The sequence below is a fragment of the Stutzerimonas tianxiuensis genome (genome assembly GCF_053470365.1).
This window is the reverse complement of sequence record NZ_JBPVWS010000003.1, coordinates 324,599-345,850: the sequence shown is the minus strand read 5'-3', so window position 1 is coordinate 345,850 and position 21,252 is coordinate 324,599. Positions and strand designations below refer to the sequence as shown.

The window sequence follows — 21,252 nt, the reverse complement described above, 5'->3', positions numbered from 1 at the left end:
TTGAAGGTCAGCAGGACCTCGGCTTTGTTGAGATTCTGGAAAATCCATTTGATCTTAGGGAACGGCACATCGCCATAACCGTACTGATCCAGCAGGAAGAGCACACGCTCACCCTTGCCGAAATGCTTGAGCTTTTGAGCGATGGTCGGCAATGCTTCTGTGAATTCAGCGCTATGCAGATGCACATCCTGGCCAAGCCGAGGAGCATGACCACGCGCGGCCAATACTGAATGCAAGCAGGCAATGTTCTCGGGCTTCACATCCACGAAATAGTGCTGGGAGCGGATGGGGCGCGGCTTGATGCGCTCTAGGTTGTTGCGGACCTCCGAAGCCTGAATCGCCTCCAGTGCAATCACGGGAGAGCCGAAGTGATTCCGACCTAAGCCGTCGTGGTAGATACCTCCACCACTGAAGCCATCGACGATCGACAAGCCCAGTTCTGGCATCAGTTGGTTGCGCATCAGCACGTCGATGTAAGTCTGGATGTACTCATCGATGATCTGATGTTTGATCTTGCTGTGCGGGTCGATGGTTGGGAAGGTTTGTGTACCCCAATCCCAACGGTATTTCTCATCATCCTTGGCCATGCCGTATTCCTTGTGCTGGTATCAGGCGAGGTTGAGCAGCGGGATTTCATCCCAGGTCTGGCCGTTCAACAGTCGACCGTTGGCTTTCTTCGAGCGTTTCACCCCATCAGCACCCCATCCGCCCCATTGCTTGAAGAAGAAAGCTGAGCCAGAGGCGTCGCACTGGCGATGAATATTGTCGACCCATTCTTGTTTCATCGGGCGGGCCTTAGGCCCCGACTCGCCGCCGACAATGACCCAGTGGATATCGGTCAGGTCCAGCTCACCCAAATTTTCCAACAGCGGCTCGGCAGAGAGGAAGCGAATCGTGGCATCAACTTGGCGTAGACAGTCGATCCTTGGCACACCATATTCGCGGTCCTCAACCGACACGCCCAGCCAGGCATTCGCTGGAGGTGTCCGTTTACTGAAATATTCGGCCAGGCGCTCGGCACGCTTGGTCAGGATCTGGAAGGTGTGTTGGGAAGCTTTTTGGATCACCTCGAATACCTGGTCGATGTATTCGTCCGGTACATGCTCGTGGAACAGGTCAGACATCGAGTTGACGAAGTAAATGGTCGGTTTCTTGCGCTGTAGCGGCTCCTGCAACTTTTCCGGCCGCAGGCTCAGGCGAAAGCCGTTCTCGTAACCCGGCGTTCCCATGGCCTGCAGCCGATAGGCCATGTTCTCCGCATAGCAGTGTTTGCATCCGGGCGACACCTTGGTGCAACCCACGATGGGGTTCCAGGTCATTTCCGTCCATTCGATGCTGGTCTGCGTACTCATTTCACCGTCACTCCTGTCGTGCAGCGATGTTAGTGAGAAGCTGGCAGCTGAGTCAAAGTGCCAGCATTGAATTCAACAGCGGGCCTGACCGCCAGGCCACCAAATGAAATAGCGGGATCGATGTACCGCATGGCCGACTTGATGTCTTTCCAGCCCACATAGGTCATCAAGGCCTTGAGGTCCCATCCATTGGCCGAGGCCCACGTAGCAAAGCCGCGGCGCAAGGAGTGGCTGGTATACAGTTCAGCGGGAATTCCGGCGCGTTGCAGAATCTGGCGCAGCAAGCTGATCAGGCTACCCGGATGTAAAGCATCCTCGCTGAGATGCCCCCAGCGATCCAGGCGGCGGAACACGGCTCCTCGAACGATACCTGCAGCATTGATCCAGTCGAGATAGGCCTGTACCGGGCATAGTCGCTTTAGCGCCGGCGTGTAGTGCGTCGTACCGAGGTTTTCTCGGTCGCCCTTGCTCTGCGGCAGGAACAGACGCATGCCTGCGCCTGTTTCGGCCTGAATATGCTCGACCTGCAACCGGCAGAGCTCATCACTGCGAAAGCCCCGCCAGAAGCCGATCAGCAGCAATGCCATGTCGCGCCGGCAGCGCAACAGACTCGCTAAATCGTCCCGCATCCGAGCTCGCTCTGACTCAAGTGCCAGCCACTGTACCGCCTGTTCCAAGTGCTGCAGTTGCAAAGGGGCGGCTTGCTTGACCTGTGCCGGGTGCAGGGTGCGGATGCCCTTGAGCACCTGACGCACTGTGGGAGTCTTCGTTGGGTCGGGAAAGCCTTGGGTAATATGCCATTGAGCGAGAGCAGCCAGGCGTTGCTTCAACGTGTTCATGCTCAGCGTATCCGCATAATCCACCAAGTAGCGCACCACGCTATCGCCTGTCGCGGGCAGAAAGCCGCCCCACGACACTTCGAAGTGCTCGATGGCCGACTGATAGCTGCGGCGGGTGTTTTCCCGCGTACCGGCTTGTAGGTAGCGCCCGACGTCTTTCATCGCCCTGAGATGCCCTTTATGTACTGCAAAACGGCCACTGGACGACCGTTTGTGCCATTCATATTGAATAATTCATGATTATCCAATCTTTGACGGGCTTTAACCTAGCACAAATCCGATCGTTCAGTACCATGTAACTACATAGTATGTAATATGGTACGAAATCGTAGGAGATCAACATGGCACGCGGCGGCATTAACAAGGCGGTGGTGCAAAAGGCACGAACCGCCCTCCTCGCCCGTGGCGAGCACCCCAGCATTGATGCGATACGGATTGAGCTTGGCAATACCGGCTCAAAGACCACTATTCACCGCTACCTGAAAGAAATAGAAGAGACTGAGCGCGGCCGGCAAACGGCTCCGTCTCTCAGCGAGCAATTGGCCAACCTTGTGAACCAGCTAGCCGATCGGTTGCAGGAAGAAGCGCATGCAGCCGTCGCGGTAGAGCGGGAGCAGCTTGGCCGCGAGATGATCGATTACCGGAATCAAATTAGACAGACCGAGAACCGCCTTCAGCAATTGGAAGACCAGACGGCAATGGACGCCAAACGACTTTTCAAAACCGATAAAGAGCTAATGCATGCGAGCCAAAAACTCCAGCAGGCCGAGATTGAAATTTCCCGTCTGCAGCAAGCTAATCGAGATATGAGGGACCGAGTAAAGGATCGCGACGCACAGATCGGTTCGCTTGAGGAAAAACACAAACATGCGCGTGACGCGCTAGAGCACTACCGCCAGGCCAGCAAGGAACAGCGCGAACAAGAACAGCGCCGACATGGATCGCAGCTACAGCAATCTCAGATGGAAGTACGTCAATTGCAGCAGACGCTGATCGTCAAGCAGGACGAATTAACCCAGCTGAATCGTGACAACGAACGTCTTCTCACCGAGGCAAGACTATCGCAGAGGGATCAACAGGCCCAGAAGCGCCTGCTCGATCAGAACATTCAAGCCCGGGAAGCCCTACAGAGTCAGCTGAATGTCGCAGAAGCTGTCAAGCTGGCTTGTGAGCAACGAAATGAAGAGCTACAAACTAAACTGGACAGCTTGAGCAAGACGAAAATCAGGCAAAGCAGCCGCCAAAAGTCTCGCCGAGATGAGCGTGTAATTGGCGGCGCAGAGAAACCATCTCTGCCAGCGAAAAGAAGAAAGGGTCCAAGCGACTAGGTCAGCACCCTACCCGGACAGGGCGTAAATAGCATAACAACGGTCTCATGCGAGCTGATCTGCGTCCGGTAAGGATTACCCGCGGTGATACTAACTTCACCGCGTTCGATCGCCCATGTAGCTGCTATCAGCAGATAGCAGGTCAGCGCGGTGCGTCCTGAGAACCTTCCTTTCCATTCAGAATCCCAACTGTTTCAGCTCTGCGACCAATGTCGACTGCAGGTCGTCCGCACCCACTTGATTCTTGAGTATGTAAGTCGCCGCCACCAGCGTCACAGGGTGCATCCCGAGTAGTTTACTGAGCTCATCGAGCTTTTCCAGGGTCGGGGATTTCAATCCGCGCTCAAGCTGACTTATGTAGGTTCGGCTGCTTATGCGAGTGAAATCTTCTTGCGTTCGTCCTGCGGCCTGCCTCGAAATTCTGAGGGCCTGCCCGAATGCCGTATTCAGTTCCATTTGCCATACCTGCAAAAGGAACTATAAAGCGATGTTGAACGCTATAATGCTACAAACTATAGTGTTCATTTGCGAAGGTATGCCACCATGTTCCTCACGTTTGATCACGCGGAAGTCCCTGTAGGCTCTCTTCTACGTGGGGCCCATACATGGCGGTACGTTGAGTATCTTGCCTCCTTCCCCTATTTTCATGTCTCTGCGGTTGATCAAGATGACGAGGGCATACGCCCAACGACCTTACTGATCTATACGGTGCAGGACCTCGTGGATTTGGCTGCCGCGAAAACCAATGGATGGAAAATTGAGCAAGTCCAGCTTGTTAGTCCGGGACGTATGAACGGCACTGGTGAATGGCGGATGGATGAGCTCAGGGCAGTCGAGGGTACAGATCTGGCGCGAGGAACGAGTTATGCCTATGTGCTTAAATCCGGCGCGACGTACTTTGACCATGAATCATCGAAGAACCTACCACCGCAACGCTGGCGATTGACCTTTAGCGCCGATGGCGGGAATTGAGCATGGTCCCAAGTCCCAAAGCGGACTCATAGCGTATGCCGCTAGGACTCACTGACAATCGTGCACCGGTGGAACTGAAGTCGGCTTGAGGACAACAACCACTATCGATCTCAATAGCCTATACATCAAATGTGGCTTACCAGCATACGAGCAGTTAACGGCCCCTTCCGTCATCTCCAACGCACATTGTGGCGAGCAGAGCGGGCGAATCGAATAGCGGTGTAATCTATGGACTATGTGGTCTTGCTCAATCAGGTCATCGATAGGGTCGTAGCGGCATCTGCGTTGTTGGCAGCAGAGTGGCTTCTTCCAAACGGACCCCGCGGGAGTGGTGACAAGGCCGAGGTGGACTTGGAAATTGAGTGCTTTCTGCGCCGCGATTTACTCGCTCTGCTCGACTGCGACTTTTGGGGAGAAGAGACCGGCAACTCCTTGACTGGTGCGGAATACTGCTGGGTCGTCGACCCTAACGACGGCACGAGTGATTTTCTGAAGGGGCATAAGGGTTCGGCTGTTTCGGTCGGTCTCCTGCGGAACGCGGTACCTGTACTGGGCGTGGTTTGTGCCCCTGTCACTGAGGACCGCGGAGCCGACTGCATCGCATGGGCAGAAGGCTTGAATACCGTCCTCCGCAACGACCTAGAAGTTTCATGGAGACTAAATGATCGGGACCTAGATAAACAAAGCAAGGTAATGGTGAGCATGGCTGCGGCTGCGAAGCCAAGTGTAAATGCTGAGCTGTGTGCACCGGCCGACTTTGTCGCCATGCCGAGCATCGCTTATCGCTTAGCGCGAGTAGCGGCCGGGGATGGAATAGCGGCCGTTTCGCTTGTAACAGTGTCCGCACACGATGTTGTCGCAGGTCACGCACTGCTAAAGGGAGCTGGCGGTGTATTGCTCAATCAGGAGGGCAAAACGGTCGGCTATCAAACGAAAGCAAATCTCACCGAAGTTGCACAGCGTTGCTTTGGTGGCGCCCCATCCGCGTGCCGAAAGCTGATTCTTCGCGACTGGGGAAAAGTGTTCGAGTAGGTAACGCTAAAAGCATGACTCGCTCAGCGGCTTGAAGACGCGTTTTAACCATGCGCTAGATAGCAGCAACGTTTCGCCCTGCTCGAAACATCGCAACGCAACCTACCAAGGCTTTTCGCTACGCCCTGAGCTCAGCACAGCCATTTTCAGCCCTGCCCCAAGGAGCAGGCTGCGAAGACGAGTACTCGGAGTGCCGTTATGACCCATGACCCCATGAGGCAATGGCTCGGGTAGCGCAGACAGGTGAATGGCCTAATAGGGTCTGCTCCGTCAGCACGACCGCCCGCAAGAGCCAAAAGCCCAAAAGCCAATCGATTCCGGTTTTGATCTGCACATTTATTTGCATATAACTTCAGGGCTGCGACGCCAGCAATAACGGTCCCTTCAAGGACTTTTTGCCGTCGCCGATGCATGTTTATCTGCAGATTTTTAATCGCATTTTTCCAAAAAGACAGCGCTCGACCCGCTAACAGTCGGACCATCCGAATCATTTGCCGGCCAGTTCCCATTCAATTCTTCGTGGACATGGATTAGAGCTGTGCTAGAAGAACAATCCTGAGTAACTCCGAGTGATTCGATGCCAGGGTCGTGCCTTATCCAAACGAAAAGCTTGGGTTGGCAGTCATTGTAGATAACTTCGAACGGGATGCCGATTTTATTGGTAAGGAGCAGGTATCGCCGTCGTCTGGAGTTTCGAGTATTTGGCGTCTCTCCAGGAGGCACGTAGAAGGGGGCGTGCTTCCCTCATGGATACCGTATTGTTTCAGGTCTTCTGGTTACTTTTGTTTGCGCCGCAGCTGGTTGGTTTGAGGCGGACGTGTACTACGTTCCGGTCAGGGCAATTGAGATCTTGCGAGAACGTCCAATGATTGGGGCTGTGGTCTTCCAGACCCAGCGGGCAGAACCAGCGATAAGCTAGTTCAGATGCACCTCGCCGCTCATCACCGCTCAGAGCGGATGCCATAACAGGGGTCGATAAAAAACGCGCACCATCATCTCAGCCTCAATTGGGGGCGACCAAATGGGCTGTAGATACCCACAGGCCTCTAAGATTCAAGCCTTGTATGATGCTTCTACGGATATACTGGGCAGTACGTAATCTTCCGATTTGACCGAGTATCATAGCTGCTGCTGTTCTCTCTTTAACTGTCCATAATAGTATTCGGCTCCAGGCGTGCTAATAAAGCAACAGCCAATGGCATAAGGAACCCACTAATTTTTCAGCAGCGGCGGCCCGATACAGCCATTCACTTCTGAGTACTTTAAAGTCAGTGCGAACATTCTGGCGCTTGGCTTAACGATACTGAGGAGCTGGGGGCCCATTGTACTTTGGGGACTCTCGAGCACTCGAGCTGTGCAATATGTGATCATATGCATTCAGAAACAGAACCTGCCGAAGTATCATATAGGTCGGAATGACGGAGCGAGTACACCTGCCCTTCAAGTACGCAGCACCTCAGCCCCACCCATATTGAATGAACTATCATCAAGTGCTCTGAAGACCACTGGGATAGTTACGTATCAAGATGAGTACCGCTATATAAAACTTCCCTGGGAAGGCCTAGCTTAGGCCCGAACTTGAAATGGGAAAAAACGGTACCGCCAGTCATTGCTATTTCAATATCGCTCAGCTTATATCTGCCGCACTTTCAAGCTTGAAGCATGGCAGATGGCGATAATAATATAAACAAACTTCTGAATGAACGCCTATTACCAATAACTGCTTTAAATCTACCTTAGGATCGTTACGAGCATCTTATCTGATGCCACTGACTAGGTGAGTTAAAGCCTGTTTTATTGTTCGTAATTACGTGATTAAGGAAGCGTGAAGCCCAATCTATCGTGGTTTTTGTTTTGGCCGCCTTTAAAAAGGGCGATAGTACATTACAGACTTGCCTGTTGTTTTCCACATGAAGTACGGAATCGACCAAATCTGCTAACGAACGCGGCCACAGAAATCCTCTCTGGCGCGACAGCTTGTCTAGCCAAGCAATTTCATCATCACTATACAAACCGACAAGATTGCCAAGCAGAAGCAATGCACACATTCTCTGAGCCGGAAGCCCTGTCAACCATCCTATATCTTCCAATTTATCAACAGGGACGTAATCGGGATACCACGAATCCCGACGATAACCAAACAAGTATCTAGCCAAGCCCCGTTTATATTTGCGTGACGGAACTCGAAGCAGCCGTTTAAGTAAGAGATCGACACACTGTAACATTTCCCTAGCGTGCGGGTGAGTAAGGTTATTTCTGGATAAAACATAGAGACGATTTATCCAGAGCTGAACTCGAATAGCCAGAAAGTTACGGATTAAGACGAGTGTCGTTTCGCTTTGAAACTTTCGACTCCCAAAATCACCAAGATTTTCATCCAGACTAACAAAAGCGGCGCATGCTTTAGCCGGACTAACATCTGCAGACACCGAGAGCAGACGTTTATGTATGAGGCAAAACGGAGCATGGACGTAGCACCAACTTCGACGCCACGCAGGTAGGCCAAAATGAGTAATATCATCCTTTAAACACTCTGCACAGTAGGCTGAGCGAAACATTGGGTCGAGGAGATTTTTTTGTTCGTAACCGAAAAGCTTATCGACAGCTTGGGCTGATAACTTGTAATGTTTGACAATTTTCTTAAATAGCTCATTTGATATGTCAAAATCAAACGACGGGTTCGAAAGATCACTTCCTGAGTTCAGGTCCAGTGCTTTGGGTATGAACACTAATCCGTCCAAATCAAGAGTAGTGATCACCTCGCATGATGGATCATAAGCGCAGCGATAGGTCCAGGACGCGATTGTTTCATCGTGCACAATACGAGGACCTTTCCAATATCGTTGCACAGTTAGTAACTCCAACGCGTCGCAAAACCCTTTTCAATCAGTTCTTTGGTTATCTTTTCCTCACCGGTCAATACGGCCTGTATAGCTGCCCATTTTACGCCCTTGACCACAAAGTCCATCACGCCGTTAGAGTGAAGCAGCAATGTCTTCGCTATATCATCTCTGTATAGCCTTGAGTCTTCTCTGAGCGGTAGCTCGTTTTCCCAAGAGGCCAGAAAATTTCGAAACTCATCGTCCAACGTCCAACGCTGAAGCTCCAAGATTTCGTAGCGGCGGCTGAGTTGAGCATCGACACTCAAAGCATTTTTTGCAGCTGAGGTGCCAAAAGCGATAATTGATAGTCGATAAGGAGCTCCTGACAATGCCTTGATCAAGAGCAGATTCCGCTCTTGCTCGCCTCTACTGACTGTAAGAGAAGATTGCATTTCATCTATAATCAGAGCTCTAATATTACTTTGACGTACGTATTTGACGATGTCTGGAGGCAAAAGTGCTCTCGTAGTTGCTCGCCCGGGTAAGATAGGCACACCTAACGCGCTCATAACGAGGTCGCTAAATTTGAGCATTCCGGGATTATCTGCCAAAGACATGAATCTAATTGCCTCACTTCGGTCTTTTGAAGACATTTTCAGTTCATTAATCAGCGCAGTTTTTCCGAACCCGCCCTCTCCGCACACAAGCATACATGGAGCAGGCTCTACATCCTTAAGCTTAAGAATATTATCTACCGTCTTAGTTATACTCTGATGTCTGGGGCAACTAATCCAAATATCGCGCCCAATCACCTCGATACGTTTCAAATCAGATGCGCCGCAATATTTCTCTCGCCTGGTTTTGCGTAAGCCTTCAGCCGTCATTGTCTATTCCTTAACCGGATAAATTGTTGGAATAAACTTGCGTCCGTCTAGCTCAGACGCATCACTAAGCTCCGCCTCGGAGCTCGGTCCTGGAATATAAGAATTCGCCAGCTCATAATTCTCTTTTTTTGCTTTGCTGACATTCCTCTTTCTGATCAGCTTTTCCGCTTCAAATCTAACAGCGTAACCTTGCTCACTGGTTAGCCAAGGAGGTTGCTTAGTAGGCTTGCTCGCCAGCATCACCTCTGCAAGGCTCATGTCCGGTCTGGTCATGCCATAATCAGCTTCTATATAATTGTTATCTATATACGCCCATATTTTTTTCATTTTGAAGGGATCATATTTAATGATTACATCTTTTCTGCCAACATGAAGCGCCAATGCCTGAGATGAATAAAAATTTCTTTTAAACTGAATTCCTCTGGAGGTGATGCTTCTCCGGTCTTCTGGCATAAAATCAAGCTTGAACTTAAACGGGTCAGCGATGAGGGGTGGGTAAATGGGGCTACCGTTATCGGTTTGGAAAGCTTCGAACCAAACGTTAGCGGGAGATCGGCCTTGAAGGCCTCTATGGGATGTATTGTGGTAAATCTCGATTTGCAGGGTCAGCCAAACTAATAGCCTAGGGAAAGTTACAGTGGCATTTATTTCGCCTTGAGGCCTTTGGCTGACACTCGACATAGTAGTCCCAGGTAGGGAGTGTACTTTTCGCATCAATGTCCCAATGACACGCTCCACAATACCACCCCAATGTTTTTTCCCTATGGGTCGCCATTCTACCCGAATATTATTTAGGGAGCAGGCTCGTACAAATTTTGAACTACGAAATTCAACAGCATTATCAACAAATATCAACTCTGGTTTGCCATAGAAAGGGTAAGTTGCCGAGCTTGCTCCGATCGCATTTAGAAAGCTAGCTTTTGTAAAGCACGCCATCGATAACGCTGCTGCAACTGATACCGCCGATGGCGGATGTAGAGCAAGATAAAAGCCTAGTATTACTCGTGTATAGCTGTCGATCACGACCGTGAGCCAAGGTCTCACTGCACGCTCACCGTCTTCGGTACCTGCCAATAATATATCGACTTCCGTGTGATCAATCTGCACTTGTTCCAGCGGGCGAGATAATACTAACTTACCGGTTTTGAGCCCTAACTTTTCCTTGGCATAATCAGCGCCGTGGATCGCGGTCATTTTCTCGAGCGGACTGAGCTTTCTAACCCTACGCTGCACGGTGCTCAGGCTGGGCGGGGATAATTCTAATCGCCTGCACTCTTCAATTATACTGAGGTGAATTTTTTTTACTGTAGCGCCTTTCCCTCTATAATTTTTTGAAATTGCGGCATCCATAACTGCCTCAACCGGCGCCTGTAATGCGCTAAGACCCAACTTTCTCCCTTTTTTATTCGCCAGTAAAGCCATGACGCCGTCCTCCTTTGCGAAGCTACGGCGAAGTTTGTAAATTGTGGATACTGATAGATCGAGTTCTTCGGCTGCTTGAGATACGGTTATTTCATTATTGACACACTTGTTTAGTACCACATACCTCTTTTGAGCGATCTCTGCACTTTCGATAGAGGTATCGTGAAATCTGTACATTGCTTCCGAAAGTCGCGGCTTCGGAACTGAATCTTTCTCGGACAAATTAATGAGTTCTATTTCATCAATCGTAAGAACATGGCGGGATCTATCCTTTTTTAGCTGAATTTCAACCTTTCCGTTAGGCATAAGCTTATTGACGAAAGCCAGCGCTCCCAACGCGATTACAGGCATTCCCTCGGCCAAGGTGATTTCCATACCTTCTCCCGTGCTATCAACGAACCGAATACGCTTTCGGCAGAAGTCATAGAATGCGCTAGAAAAGCTGTAATCGGAGCTGATTTTCCAGCATTCAGTGAGTTTTTTATAAGATATATCGGAAAATCAATTACTTATCGGCGTGGCTAATTTCGTGACTCACCACACAAACTGAATTTATGGGCGACTTTGCCATCCACCCGCAAACCTATAACCATCCGTACTTCCTTATCCGCCAATGTGGTCATCCTGCGTCGGGCCATTGAGCGTGCCGCTGACTGGCCATCGGTTTTGAGCCAAAGTCGTAGCAGCTCCCATGCAACGCAGCACCGGTGACTACATGAACAGCGACCCTCAGTTGCCCCTGCATGCGGACCTGCGTAGCCAGTGAACAGCCCAGCATGATGCGCAGGTCTCTAACGGCCGCGCTGTCGCTCGAACTAGCAGCACTCATTTCGAAGCCATTTACGGCGAAACCCTTTGACGCTCTGTTAACAAGGCACCAATGGGATGCAGATCACTGCAATCGCCAGAAAGAAAATCGCGAAGTCGACACCGAGTGTTTCTTAAGACGCGCATCCCTCAAAAACTCCAGCGCAAGGTCACGCGTCCTCCGAGAGCCATCGCATTTGTCAGCGCCACTGTCTGCATCTAGATCTACAGCGGATTGCGCAGTCTCAAGCTTCGAAGATATGTAGTTTGCAACCGTTGGTTTTTGCTCTTAGAGGTTGGCTTCAAGTAGCGAAACGAGTCCGATCCGACAGATTGAGCACAACGAAAGCCTCTTGCTGGTCACGTCAGGACGCCGACGAGTTAACAGTTTTGCGTTTGCTTGCCTGCCAATCGATGACAGCCGCACAGGCCCCACGCATCATGTTCGTTCGCTGTCGTGCCGCAGGAACAAGGAACTGGCCCTCGCATGCAACCTACGCTCTCTGCCTCCTTGCTGGAATACGCCGGGCTCACCTCTCCCGGTCGAACACGTGATCACAACGAAGACGCTCTGCTCTGCTCGCCAACGCTGGGCCTTTGGGCCATCGCTGACGGCATGGGTGGTCACCAATGTGGTGAGGTCGCAAGTACACTGGCGCTCGCGGCACTGGAGCAGGCGGTGGAAAGTGGCGAACCGCTGGACACTGCTGTTCACGTAGCGAACCGAGCCGTACTCGACGCATCCAGCGATGATGGTATGGGCACGACCCTTGTCGCGGCGCATTTCGACGGGGTCAATTTCAAACTTGTCTGGGTGGGTGACAGTCGAGCCTATCTTGTCACTGCCAACGGGATTGTGCAGCTCAGCCGTGACCATAGCTGGGTGCAGATGATGATAGATGCTGGTGAGCTGCAGCCGTCCGATGCTCGAGGACATGCCTGGCGCAACATCATCATGCGTTGCCTCGGGCGTGAAGAACCGTTGGAGATCGGCACCTGCAAGGGCACACTTGGCGGCGATGAATTGCTCCTGCTTTGCAGCGATGGGCTGACCAACGAACTGACTGACGCCCAGATCCACGCCAGCTGCACCTTCGCCGATACGCTCGAAAGTCTTGTGGAGTATCTGATCGACCAGGCGAATAACCACGGTGGACGCGACAATATCTCCTGCATTGTTGTCGGACGAACTGCAGTCTCTCCGACGACCGAGTCCCGCACACGGCGGCTCATCAATAGGCTGCTAAATCCCCTGAAGTCGTAAGTAGGCCCACGTTTCATGACGCAACGGATGCTAGAAGTTCCCGGTTATCGCCTGCACAAACGCCTCGGAAAAGGCGGAATGGCCGAGGTCTACCTGGCTACGCAGCTTTCGCTAGACCGTGAGGTCGCGGTCAAGGTGCTGTTACGGACCGAGGACGCAGCCTTTACCGAACGCTTCATTCAGGAAGGCCACATCGTCGCTTCGCTCCGCCATCCTGCAATCATCACGATCTATGACATTGGCCAGGTCACTGACGGCCGGCACTACCTCGCCATGGAATACATCGGTTGCGGCGACTTGGCTCAGCATCGCGGTCTCGTCTTCTCCCCTTCGCGTGCGCTGGACATCATTAAGCAATTGGCTGGAGGGCTGGCCGTCGTTCACGACGGCGGCCTGGTCCATCGAGATGTCAAACCCGCCAACATCCTGTTCCGGGACGATGGAAGCGTCGTGCTCACCGACTTCGGCGTGGCAAAAGCGATAGAGCTGGACAACGAACTTACCCACTTCGGAATAGCTGTTGGCAGCCCCGCCTACAGCAGCCCGGAGCAGGCCCAATGCCAGACACTGGACGCACGGAGCGACATTTATAGCCTCGGTGTGATTCTTGCCGAGATGCTGACTGGCACCAACCCATTCCGCGCGGGCAGCTATCCGCAAACTGTACTCAATCACGTACAAATGCCAGCGCCGCAGCTACCGCCAGCGCTAGCGCCCTATCAGATGCTTCTTGATCGCATGCTGGCCAAGCAACCGAGCGAACGGTTCGGCAGTTGCCGCGAATTGCTGGAAGCCATCGACACGCTCACCGAGCCAGACATGGATCAGACTCGTATTGCGCCGGCTGTTGTCATTGCTTCTCGCCCCACACGACGGTCGCGCCGTCGTGGGCTGAAACGATGGGGGGCAATAGGTGCGGCGATGCTAGCGACAGTAACTCTGGGCGTTGGTGGTTATCAGTGGTTTCAATACACGCGCATCAATGACTTCCTGACCCGCGCTGAGGTACGGCTGGCCAATGGGCAGCTGATTGCGCCGGCTCTGGATAACGCCGATTACTACTACCGCCGTGCATTGCGTCTGGATGCGGACAACCCGAAGGCCCTCGACGGGCTCAAGCGCGTGCTCAACGCCCGTATCGCCGAATCGCTGGTGCTGGCCGAGCAGCGGCTGGCGGAGGATCAGTTGCTCGAACCGGCCGAAGACAGCGCTGTGCACTATTTTCGTCAGGTGCTTGGCTGGCTACCGGAAAACGAAGCTGCCCGCGTCGGGCTGGAGCGCGTAAGCCAACGCTATACCGAACTGGCTGAAGCGGCCTACGGCCGGCGCGAATACGCAGTAGCGCTCGAATACATCCATCAAGGCCTTGAGGCTACGCCCGAGCAGGCCACCCTCCTCGCTTTGCGCGACGGGCATTTGCAGCGAGTCGCCAAAGCAAGAGCGCCTCGTGTTGCGAAACGGACCGCTGTCAGCACAGCCCGCACCACCTCCAATACCCCTGCGCAGGCCCAAGCGCCTGCCAATCCGGTGAAGCGACTCTGGAACCGAATTTTCAATTGATGAGATCGCTCGGCCGCTTGGTTCGAGCCCACCCTATCCCGCTCAAGGTAATGCATAGATGCTCAGGATCCATTTCGTTGACAATCGCCAGAGTCCGGTATGGCTTGCCGATGAGACATTCACTCTTGGCTCGGACGGCAGCAACGATCTGGTACTAAACGACGTCGGCATTGCACCTTTTCACGCTGAGTTGCGCCACGACAATCGCTTCTATTACCTGACGGACCTGGGTACACCGAACGGTACTTTCGTCAACGAAGAAAAGATTGGTGAGCGCTATCAGATTCGCTCTGGCGACCGCGTTCGCCTTGGCAGGCTGGAGCTGGAGATCGTCGATCCCGCCAAGGTCGGCGCTAAGGTGGCGACTGCGCCACGCTGGTTGTTGCAGGTCGTAAAAGGCGAAAACCAGGGACAGAAGTACCACATCACCGGCTCGATGACGTTTGGGCGGTCGGTGAAGTGCGAGCTTTGCTTCAGTGACGCTGAGCTGTCGCGCCGGCACGCCGAGTTCTATCTCAAGGGCGACGTACTCGAAGTCAAAGACCTTGCATCAGCCAACGGTTTACTCGTCAATCGCGAGAAGGTCACAACAGCCGTGTTGCAGCCTGGCGATCAGGTCCAGCTGGGAAACACGACGTTGCTGGTCATTGGTCCCAAGGTCGACGCTCCGGTAGTTGCTGACGAAGACGCCACCGTTTTCATTCGCGCGGCCGACCTGCCTGCCCATGCGGGTCCTGAAGCGAAGCCCGCCCGTCCCCGCCCCGCCACGCCGAACCCGCTTCGCACCGCTGCAGCGATGGCACCAACCCAAGCGCCGGCCGAACATTCCGTTTCGCGTTGGCGCCTCGGACTACTGATCGGCGCTCTTGCATTGGCGGTCCTCGCTGGAGTCGCTGCGCAACGGATGCTGTAAAGACTGACGAAAACCTAGGTTTCAGAGAGCACGGCCAAATGCCGGGGCCTACTCCGCAATGATTGAGGCGTCGAGATGCATCCGATACCGAAGATTCAAGCTCGACTAGTCGTCGCTGCGGTACTGGCGACGCTCAGCTGCAACGTCGCAGCTGGCATGAACATCGAAAACATAGATCGAACTGTCGATGAGTCTGCAAAAGCCGCGATGGCTGAGCACGGGATACCGGGCATGGCGGTTGCTATCACCGCTCACGGTCAACAGCGGTTCTTTGATTTTGGCGTGGCGTCGAAGAAAACTGGCCAGCCTGTAACACGCGATACGTTGTTTGAGGTGGGCTCGGTCAGCAAAACGCTTACAGCCACGCTAGCCGCTTACTCGCAGGCGCAAGGCAAACTGTCGTTGAGTGACAGCCCCTGTCGCTACCTGCCAGCGCTTGAGTGCGACAGGCTCGGGCAGATCAGTCTGATCGATCTCGCAACGCACACAGCTGGCGGCTTTCCTCTGCAGCTGCCAGACGACATTCAAACCGAGCAGCAGCTGACGCAGTATTTCAACAACTGGCAGCCGCAACATCCCACCGGTCGCTGTCGCAGCTACGCCAACCCCAGCATCGGGCTGCTCGGACGGGCTGCGGCAAAAAGCCTTGGGATGCCCTATGCCAATGCGCTGCAGTCCCAGCTGTTGCCGAAACTGGGCATGGTCGACACTTATCTCACAGTGCCACCCGAGCAGATGACGCGCTACGCCCAGGGTTACGACAAGGCCGGAAAACCAGTTCGGCTGAATCCAGCGCTGTTGGCTGACGAAGCCTATGGTGTGAAAACAACGAGCAAAGATCTGCTGCACTTTGTTGACGCCCAGCTGGGCGTCGTCGAAATGGACACATCAATCAAGAGCGCCGTGGCGGCCACGCGAACCGGCTACTACCGTGTGGGCGCCATGACCCAGGCTCTGGTCTGGGAACAATATCCGTACCCGGCGAAACTGGACGATCTGCTAACTGGAAATGGCAGCTCCATGGTCCTCGAGAGCAAGCCGGTGGAGCCGATAGCACCGCCCCTTGAACCGCAGCGGTCTGTCTGGATCAACAAGACCGGGTCAACCAATGGCTTCGGCGCGTATGTGGCTTTCGTCCCGGCTAAGCAGATCGGCATCGTGATTCTGGCCAACCGGTACTACCCGAACGAAGAGCGGGTGAAGCTCGCCTATCGGATTTTGCAGCAGCTGGACTGATGAGCTCCGGCAGCCCTAAGGCTGCCCACCAAGCCGCCATCGATGAAGCCTGGCCGCCCAGGTCTGCGGACGTTTGGCGGTATGAGCACGGCGCCACGCCTCGGCAACGGCGAGACTGGCCTCGGCCAAGGTCGGGTTGATGTGTACGGTACGGCGCAGTTTGTTCAGACCCAGTTTGTGCTTCATCGCCAACACGAACACGGCAAGTGTTTCACTCGCGCCATCCCCGACAAGCGTGACGCCAATGATGCGGTCACGACCGCGTTCGGTGAGCACCTTCAGGAAGCCGCTGTTACCAGCGCTCATCTGTGCCGCCTCGAGCGAATCGAGGTCGAGCATGGTCACCTCGTATTCCACTTCAGCCAACTTTGCCTGGGCTTCAGTCAGGCCCACGCTGGCAATCTCGGGTGAAGTAAAGGCCACACGGGGGACCACTCTGTCGCTGACCATGAAACGGCGGAATCCGGAAAATAAACCATTGGCGGCGGCGTACCAGGCGTGGTGTTTAGCGCTTTGAAACGAGCTGTCCGGACCTGCCACTGCGCCCACGGCATAGACATTCGGGTAGCGCGTAGCGAGGTATTCGTCCACTTCCAGACTGCCGTCCTCGCGAATGTTCAACTCCAGCCTTTCCAGCCCTAGATTGTCCAGGTGGGCTTTGCGTCCCAACGCCAGCAGCACCTGATCGAACGGAAGCGAATGTTTTTGCTCATCAATCAAACAGTCCAGGCGGCGCTCGTTCTCGACCAATTCGAAACGCTGTGGTGAGACCTTCAATAGAACCTCAACCCCATCGGCGCGAAGGGCGTCATGGACAGCCTCGCGTGCCTCTGGCTCAGCGGCAGCCAACAACATCTCGCCTTCGACGGCCAGCGTCACCTGACAGCCGAGGCGCTGAAACGCCTGGGCCAGTTCGCAGGCATTGGCTTCGCCTCCCATGATCAGCAGCCGCTCTGGCCGTTGCTGCAAATCCCAGACGTTCTCGCAGGTCAGCGGCTCGACGTTTTCCAGGCCCGGTATCAGCGGGATGACGGGCTGGCTTCCCGTAGCGATGACGATAGCGCGGCTGCAAAGAGTGCGATCGCCTACCTGAACCGACCAGGGTGACGTCATCTGGGCTTTACCCCGGATCATCTCAACACCGGTGGCCTTGCAAGATTCTGCCGTGACCTGCTCTTGCGCCTCGTCAAGCGTACGGCGCACCTGTGCCATGACTTCAGCAAAGTCGACTTCGGTGTGCAGGCGAATGCCCAACGTACCGCCCTGGCGCAGCGCGTAATTCATGTTGGCTGCCCGCATCAGCGCCCTCGCCGGAACGCTGCCACTGTGCAGCGCCGCGCCACCAAGGCGCTCGCACTCGACCAATGCCACCCTGGCCTTCATCGACGCCGCAATCCGAGCCGCGGCCAGGCCCCCGCTGCCGCCACCGACGACCAGCAGGTTGTGCTCAAAACTCTTCGGCTTTTGCCAACCGCTATAGACCTTGCGCGCCTTGTAGAGCGTCAGCAGCTTGGTCGCGGCCAGCGGAAATATGGCAAGCAAGGCCAGCGTCCCTATCAAGCTCGGCGAGAGAATGTCGGAAATTTCCCGAATACGCGCGAGTTGGCGTCCGGCACCTACGTAGATCGCGTGCCCCGGCAGCATGCCGGCCTGGGTAGTCCACCAGAACGTCCACATGCTCACGCGCGTCAGACCGAGCGCAGGATTCAATAGAACGAAGGGAACGAGCGGAATCAACCGCAGCGAGAACAGGTAAAAGGCGCCGTCTCGCTCGAGTCCCCGATTGATACTCGCAATCTGTTTGTTGAATCGTTTTTGAATCCAGTCGCGTAACAAAAAGCGGCTGATGAGCATCGCGACCAGCGCGCCGATATTGCTGGCGAAGGAGACCATCAAGGTTCCGCCAACTAGGCCGAACAAGGCTCCGGCGAGGAGCGTCAGCACCACAGTGCCGGGGAACGACATGACCGTCAGCGCTACGTAAGCGGCAAAAAACACCGAACCGGTCCACCAGGGGTGCGCCTGAACCTCGTCTCGAAGCGCCCCACTCTTCGCCTGGATCATTTCCAGCGTCAGGTATTGCTCAAGATCGAACCAGAGAAAACAAGCTGCCGCGACCACGAAAGACAGCACGATCAGCCAGCGAGTGAGCTTCATGGATGGCAGTGCTCCGCGGCACGGCTAATACGTACGTTATTGGCAAGTGGACAGTTGAGCCGAAACCGAGGCATCAATCGCCTGGCCTGGCAGTCGCAAGCAGAACAGCAAATCATTAGGAAAAACTCTTGTCTGGGCACTACTTGGAGCTGACCAAACAGAGGATGTTCCAAGGGAGCCGACGATCAGCTACAGAGACAGCCCGCGAAAGGCGTTCAAGGTCTGAGTGGCCAAGGCTGTGGTAACAAAAGCCATACGGAAGATGGCTATCGCAATAGAAGTCAGCGTCCTTTGGGCAACAGCAGGCGTGCCACTTGGCTATGTCGGTGCGGATTGTCGTAATGGAACAGCACGGTTGAACGCAGCGCTTGCGGATCACATGGCTCGTTGGCATGCAAGCTGCGGTAACCCCAGAAAAAGTACAGGCTGCCCGGAGCAAGAACGACCTTTACTGGGTGGAGAAAACCAAGCCTGACAGCCACCGCTACCAACCGCTGACTGATGCGGTTCTGAATCACAGCTTTTTCGATCACATTGAACAATGCGCTAAAACGCAGTCCGCGCGTATTCGGAAAAAGGACCAAGCGTCCCTGCTCCGTACTGCATTCAGGCATCGAAACCGGCAGCAGCACCGTCAAGGTAGTAGCGTCATAGTGAAACCGGTTCGATTCCCTAGCACTGTCGCAACCCTTCAGGCAACGCATGACGGTGTGAACTTTCTCGGTAGGTAACGGTGTGCGTCCGGTTCCAGCGGTGAAAACACCCAGCAACAGCCGTTGGAATTCTTCCGAAACCACTAACCGTTCGAACAGCGTCCCCGTTATGTTGGGCGTGCCCCTGACAGCAAAGCTGGCGTTGCCACGAAAGCGGGCTTCGCATGCGATGTCCTCTCGTGCAGCCTCGAGCTGCTCCGGCGTCAGATAGTCGCTGATGGACGCAAAACCCGTTCGATTCAGCTCACCTGCGACATGTGAGACCGTATCTGCATCAATATTCATGAACGTCCGCATAGGGCAGCTCCACGTTACAGGAACAATCGAGGGGAAGTTATGGAGGAGGCAACCCGCCATCGGCCAGATTCCCACTAGCCCACTAGTCCACTAGCCCACTCTCGCTGAGCAAAGCGCCCTCCTTTTTCAGGCGCATTTCGCTATCGAGTGAAACGACTTTTTATTTTTCCACCGCCAGCCCAGCACTGGCGGACGCTCTCCCCTGAGCAATCAGAGGGCTGCCGTGCAAGGGACCGACTCGGCTGGCCGCGCTAACTTGCACATCCGAATACGCGCTGACGGTCACGCCACTCCCTGGGATCGCTTCGCCGACCACTGGCGCAGCATGGCCGGCCATAAAGCGCGCCAGTATCCGCTCCTTATCCAGAAATTCCTGGGCATAGGCGACCGCAATGCGATTGGGCGACGCCATGGCGATACATCTTTTGATGCCCTCGACGAGCGCTAGCGCGCACTCCGGCTCAACAAGCGCACCAATCCCCGGATATTCGCTGCAGAGCACTCCGAGGCTTGTCGTCGGGTCCGCCGTGATCACCGCGTTTCCGCCGACGGCGAGAATATTTGTGAGTTTCGAAGGCAACACGGCGTCGGCTGCACCACGACGCTGTATTACGAGATGGCAGTCGGCGGAAGCAAGAAGGGACGGCAAATCATCGTAAGACTGCAACGGTGCAAAGAGCACATTGCACAACCCTTTAAGCCGAACGCTCTCCACCAGCCGGCTCTTCCCCGCGCCTTCGCCTATTATGAGAAACACCAAATCATCACGTGTCTCCAAGAGCTCAGCTGCCCTAATTACTATCTCCAGACCCTGCTTCTCGCCGATATTTCCCGAATACATCACGACCTTTTTCTCAGCGGGCGCTCCCAGCCGCTTTAGCAGTTCAGGCGACTTCGTTACGCCTTGGAATCGTGATATTTCGGACCAATTGGGAAACAAACTAAGTTTTTCATCATTCACACCTTTATTTCGAGCGCGCGCCATCATCCCGCCCGATATGGTGGATATCTCATCGAACGCCTTCAACGTCCAGGCCTCTGCCGCATTAGCGAATTGTATGACCCTTTTGCATTTGCAGAGCCCCAAGCCGAACATGGCGTCAACCTCAAAGTCCTGTATGTGCAGCAGGCTATTTGCGCCAGTTAGTTTTGCGTAAAGGATTGCCTGGCTTGCGCAGAACAGCGTGGGCACCACCAGAATGACTTTGTCAGGTCGCCAGCCAATATTGGCAAAAAGCGCTAACGCAGATGAAAACGAGAAACTGGCCAGGTGCAACAAGCGCTTCAAGGCAGTAGGTTTTGCAGGAACATAAAGCGGACAGCGTATGACGGTGACTCCGTTCTCACGTGTCCTGGCATAGCGCCAACTGCAATGATCGGGAAAAACTTTCCAGTCTGGATAATAGGGGTGGGCCGTCACAACTCGCACTTCGTGCCCCTGCTCGGCGAGCCACGTAGCCATCTCTCCGTTATATTTCCCTATACCAGTCAATTCGGGGCTGTAGTTTATTCCGTAAATAAGATACTTCATCGTCGCCTCCCACATTGCACCTGCACACAGCACTTACAAACGCTATCCAGACCGTGCATGAAATTCGAAATAAAGCCGCCCAAAGAGGCGCCGCATAACCAAATTCAAGGCGAGACACCTCCT

17 protein-coding genes are annotated in these 21,252 nt (G+C 54.2%); 7 read left to right on the top strand and 10 right to left on the bottom strand.

The genetic code is table 11. The annotated features are described in order from the left end of the window. The 3 genes from tcmP to ACSSNI_RS06575 all read right to left on the bottom strand — a co-directional run. Positions 1-587, bottom strand: a 587-nt coding sequence (tcmP, locus tag ACSSNI_RS06585) for a three-Cys-motif partner protein TcmP (protein WP_448258983.1), incomplete at its 3' end; no start/stop codon positions are given. 21 nt (positions 588-608) lie between these two features. Then, positions 609-1,352, bottom strand: coding sequence for a phage Gp37/Gp68 family protein (locus tag ACSSNI_RS06580; protein ID WP_127839249.1), 744 nt, complete (start codon positions 1,350-1,352; stop codon positions 609-611). A 29-nt stretch (positions 1,353-1,381) separates the two neighbouring features. Next, positions 1,382-2,353 (bottom strand): site-specific integrase, encoded by a 972-nt coding sequence (locus tag ACSSNI_RS06575; RefSeq protein WP_127839248.1) that lies wholly within the window; start codon positions 2,351-2,353, stop codon positions 1,382-1,384. A 179-nt stretch (positions 2,354-2,532) separates the two neighbouring features. Between ACSSNI_RS06575 and ACSSNI_RS06570 the strand changes: the two genes are divergently transcribed. Next, the gene (locus tag ACSSNI_RS06570; protein WP_127839247.1) at positions 2,533-3,519 is read left to right on the top strand and encodes a DNA-binding protein; all 987 of its coding nucleotides are present in this window, start codon (positions 2,533-2,535) and stop codon (positions 3,517-3,519) included. Between the two features lie 177 nt (positions 3,520-3,696). Here the strand turns inward: ACSSNI_RS06570 and ACSSNI_RS06565 are convergent, their stop codons facing one another. Then, positions 3,697-3,975: a helix-turn-helix domain-containing protein gene (locus tag ACSSNI_RS06565; RefSeq protein ID WP_127839246.1), complete on the bottom strand. Its 279-nt coding sequence runs from the start codon at positions 3,973-3,975 to the stop codon at positions 3,697-3,699. An 87-nt stretch (positions 3,976-4,062) separates the two neighbouring features. Between ACSSNI_RS06565 and ACSSNI_RS06560 the strand changes: the two genes are divergently transcribed. Together ACSSNI_RS06560 and ACSSNI_RS06555 are read left to right on the top strand one after the other, a co-directional pair. Next, positions 4,063-4,491: a hypothetical protein gene (locus ACSSNI_RS06560; protein WP_127839245.1), complete on the top strand. Its 429-nt coding sequence runs from the start codon at positions 4,063-4,065 to the stop codon at positions 4,489-4,491. A gap of 228 nt (positions 4,492-4,719) precedes the next feature. Then, the gene (locus ACSSNI_RS06555) at positions 4,720-5,523 is read left to right on the top strand and encodes an inositol monophosphatase family protein (RefSeq protein WP_127839244.1); all 804 of its coding nucleotides are present in this window, start codon (positions 4,720-4,722) and stop codon (positions 5,521-5,523) included. Between the two features lie 1,745 nt (positions 5,524-7,268). On the opposite strand, the gene ACSSNI_RS06550 is transcribed toward ACSSNI_RS06555, so the two are convergent. From ACSSNI_RS06550 to ACSSNI_RS06540, 3 genes are read right to left on the bottom strand one after another with little or no spacing between them, the layout of a single operon-like run. Continuing rightward, on the bottom strand, positions 7,269-8,342 hold the full coding sequence (locus ACSSNI_RS06550) for a TniQ family protein (RefSeq protein ID WP_164863209.1): 1,074 nt from the start codon (positions 8,340-8,342) through the stop codon (positions 7,269-7,271). Positions 8,343-8,374: 32 nt separating this feature from the next. Beyond that, a complete protein-coding gene (locus tag ACSSNI_RS06545) occupies positions 8,375-9,229 on the bottom strand; it encodes a TniB family NTP-binding protein (protein WP_127839242.1) in 855 nt (284 codons plus the stop codon). Between the two features lie 3 nt (positions 9,230-9,232). Further along, a complete protein-coding gene (locus ACSSNI_RS06540) occupies positions 9,233-11,026 on the bottom strand; it encodes a Mu transposase C-terminal domain-containing protein (protein WP_127839241.1) in 1,794 nt (597 codons plus the stop codon). 919 nt (positions 11,027-11,945) lie between these two features. On the opposite strand from ACSSNI_RS06540, the gene ACSSNI_RS06535 reads away from it, so the two are divergent. The 4 genes from ACSSNI_RS06535 (at position 11,946) to ampC (ending at position 16,431) form a co-directional block, all read left to right on the top strand. Further along, on the top strand, positions 11,946-12,722 hold the full coding sequence (locus ACSSNI_RS06535; RefSeq protein ID WP_200636773.1) for a PP2C family protein-serine/threonine phosphatase: 777 nt from the start codon (positions 11,946-11,948) through the stop codon (positions 12,720-12,722). A gap of 15 nt (positions 12,723-12,737) precedes the next feature. Next, the gene (locus ACSSNI_RS06530) at positions 12,738-14,282 is read left to right on the top strand and encodes a serine/threonine-protein kinase (RefSeq protein WP_200636775.1); all 1,545 of its coding nucleotides are present in this window, start codon (positions 12,738-12,740) and stop codon (positions 14,280-14,282) included. 58 nt (positions 14,283-14,340) lie between these two features. Continuing rightward, entirely contained in the window at positions 14,341-15,195 is an 855-nt protein-coding gene (locus ACSSNI_RS06525) for an FHA domain-containing protein (protein ID WP_148924205.1), read from the top strand. A 156-nt stretch (positions 15,196-15,351) separates the two neighbouring features. Next, complete coding sequence (ampC, locus tag ACSSNI_RS06520) at positions 15,352-16,431, top strand: class C beta-lactamase (protein WP_200636778.1); 1,080 nt, start codon at positions 15,352-15,354, stop codon at positions 16,429-16,431. Between the two features lie 15 nt (positions 16,432-16,446). Here ampC and ACSSNI_RS06515 read toward each other — a convergent pair whose 3' ends face one another. The 3 genes from ACSSNI_RS06515 to ACSSNI_RS06505 form a co-directional block, all read right to left on the bottom strand. Then, positions 16,447-18,588 (bottom strand): FAD-dependent oxidoreductase, encoded by a 2,142-nt coding sequence (locus tag ACSSNI_RS06515; protein WP_200636779.1) that lies wholly within the window; start codon positions 18,586-18,588, stop codon positions 16,447-16,449. A 281-nt stretch (positions 18,589-18,869) separates the two neighbouring features. Beyond that, on the bottom strand, positions 18,870-19,598 hold the full coding sequence (locus ACSSNI_RS06510; protein ID WP_448258982.1) for a hypothetical protein: 729 nt from the start codon (positions 19,596-19,598) through the stop codon (positions 18,870-18,872). A gap of 160 nt (positions 19,599-19,758) precedes the next feature. Then, the gene (locus ACSSNI_RS06505) at positions 19,759-21,129 is read right to left on the bottom strand and encodes a glycosyltransferase WbuB (RefSeq protein ID WP_200636781.1); all 1,371 of its coding nucleotides are present in this window, start codon (positions 21,127-21,129) and stop codon (positions 19,759-19,761) included. Positions 21,130-21,252 lie beyond the last annotated feature (123 nt).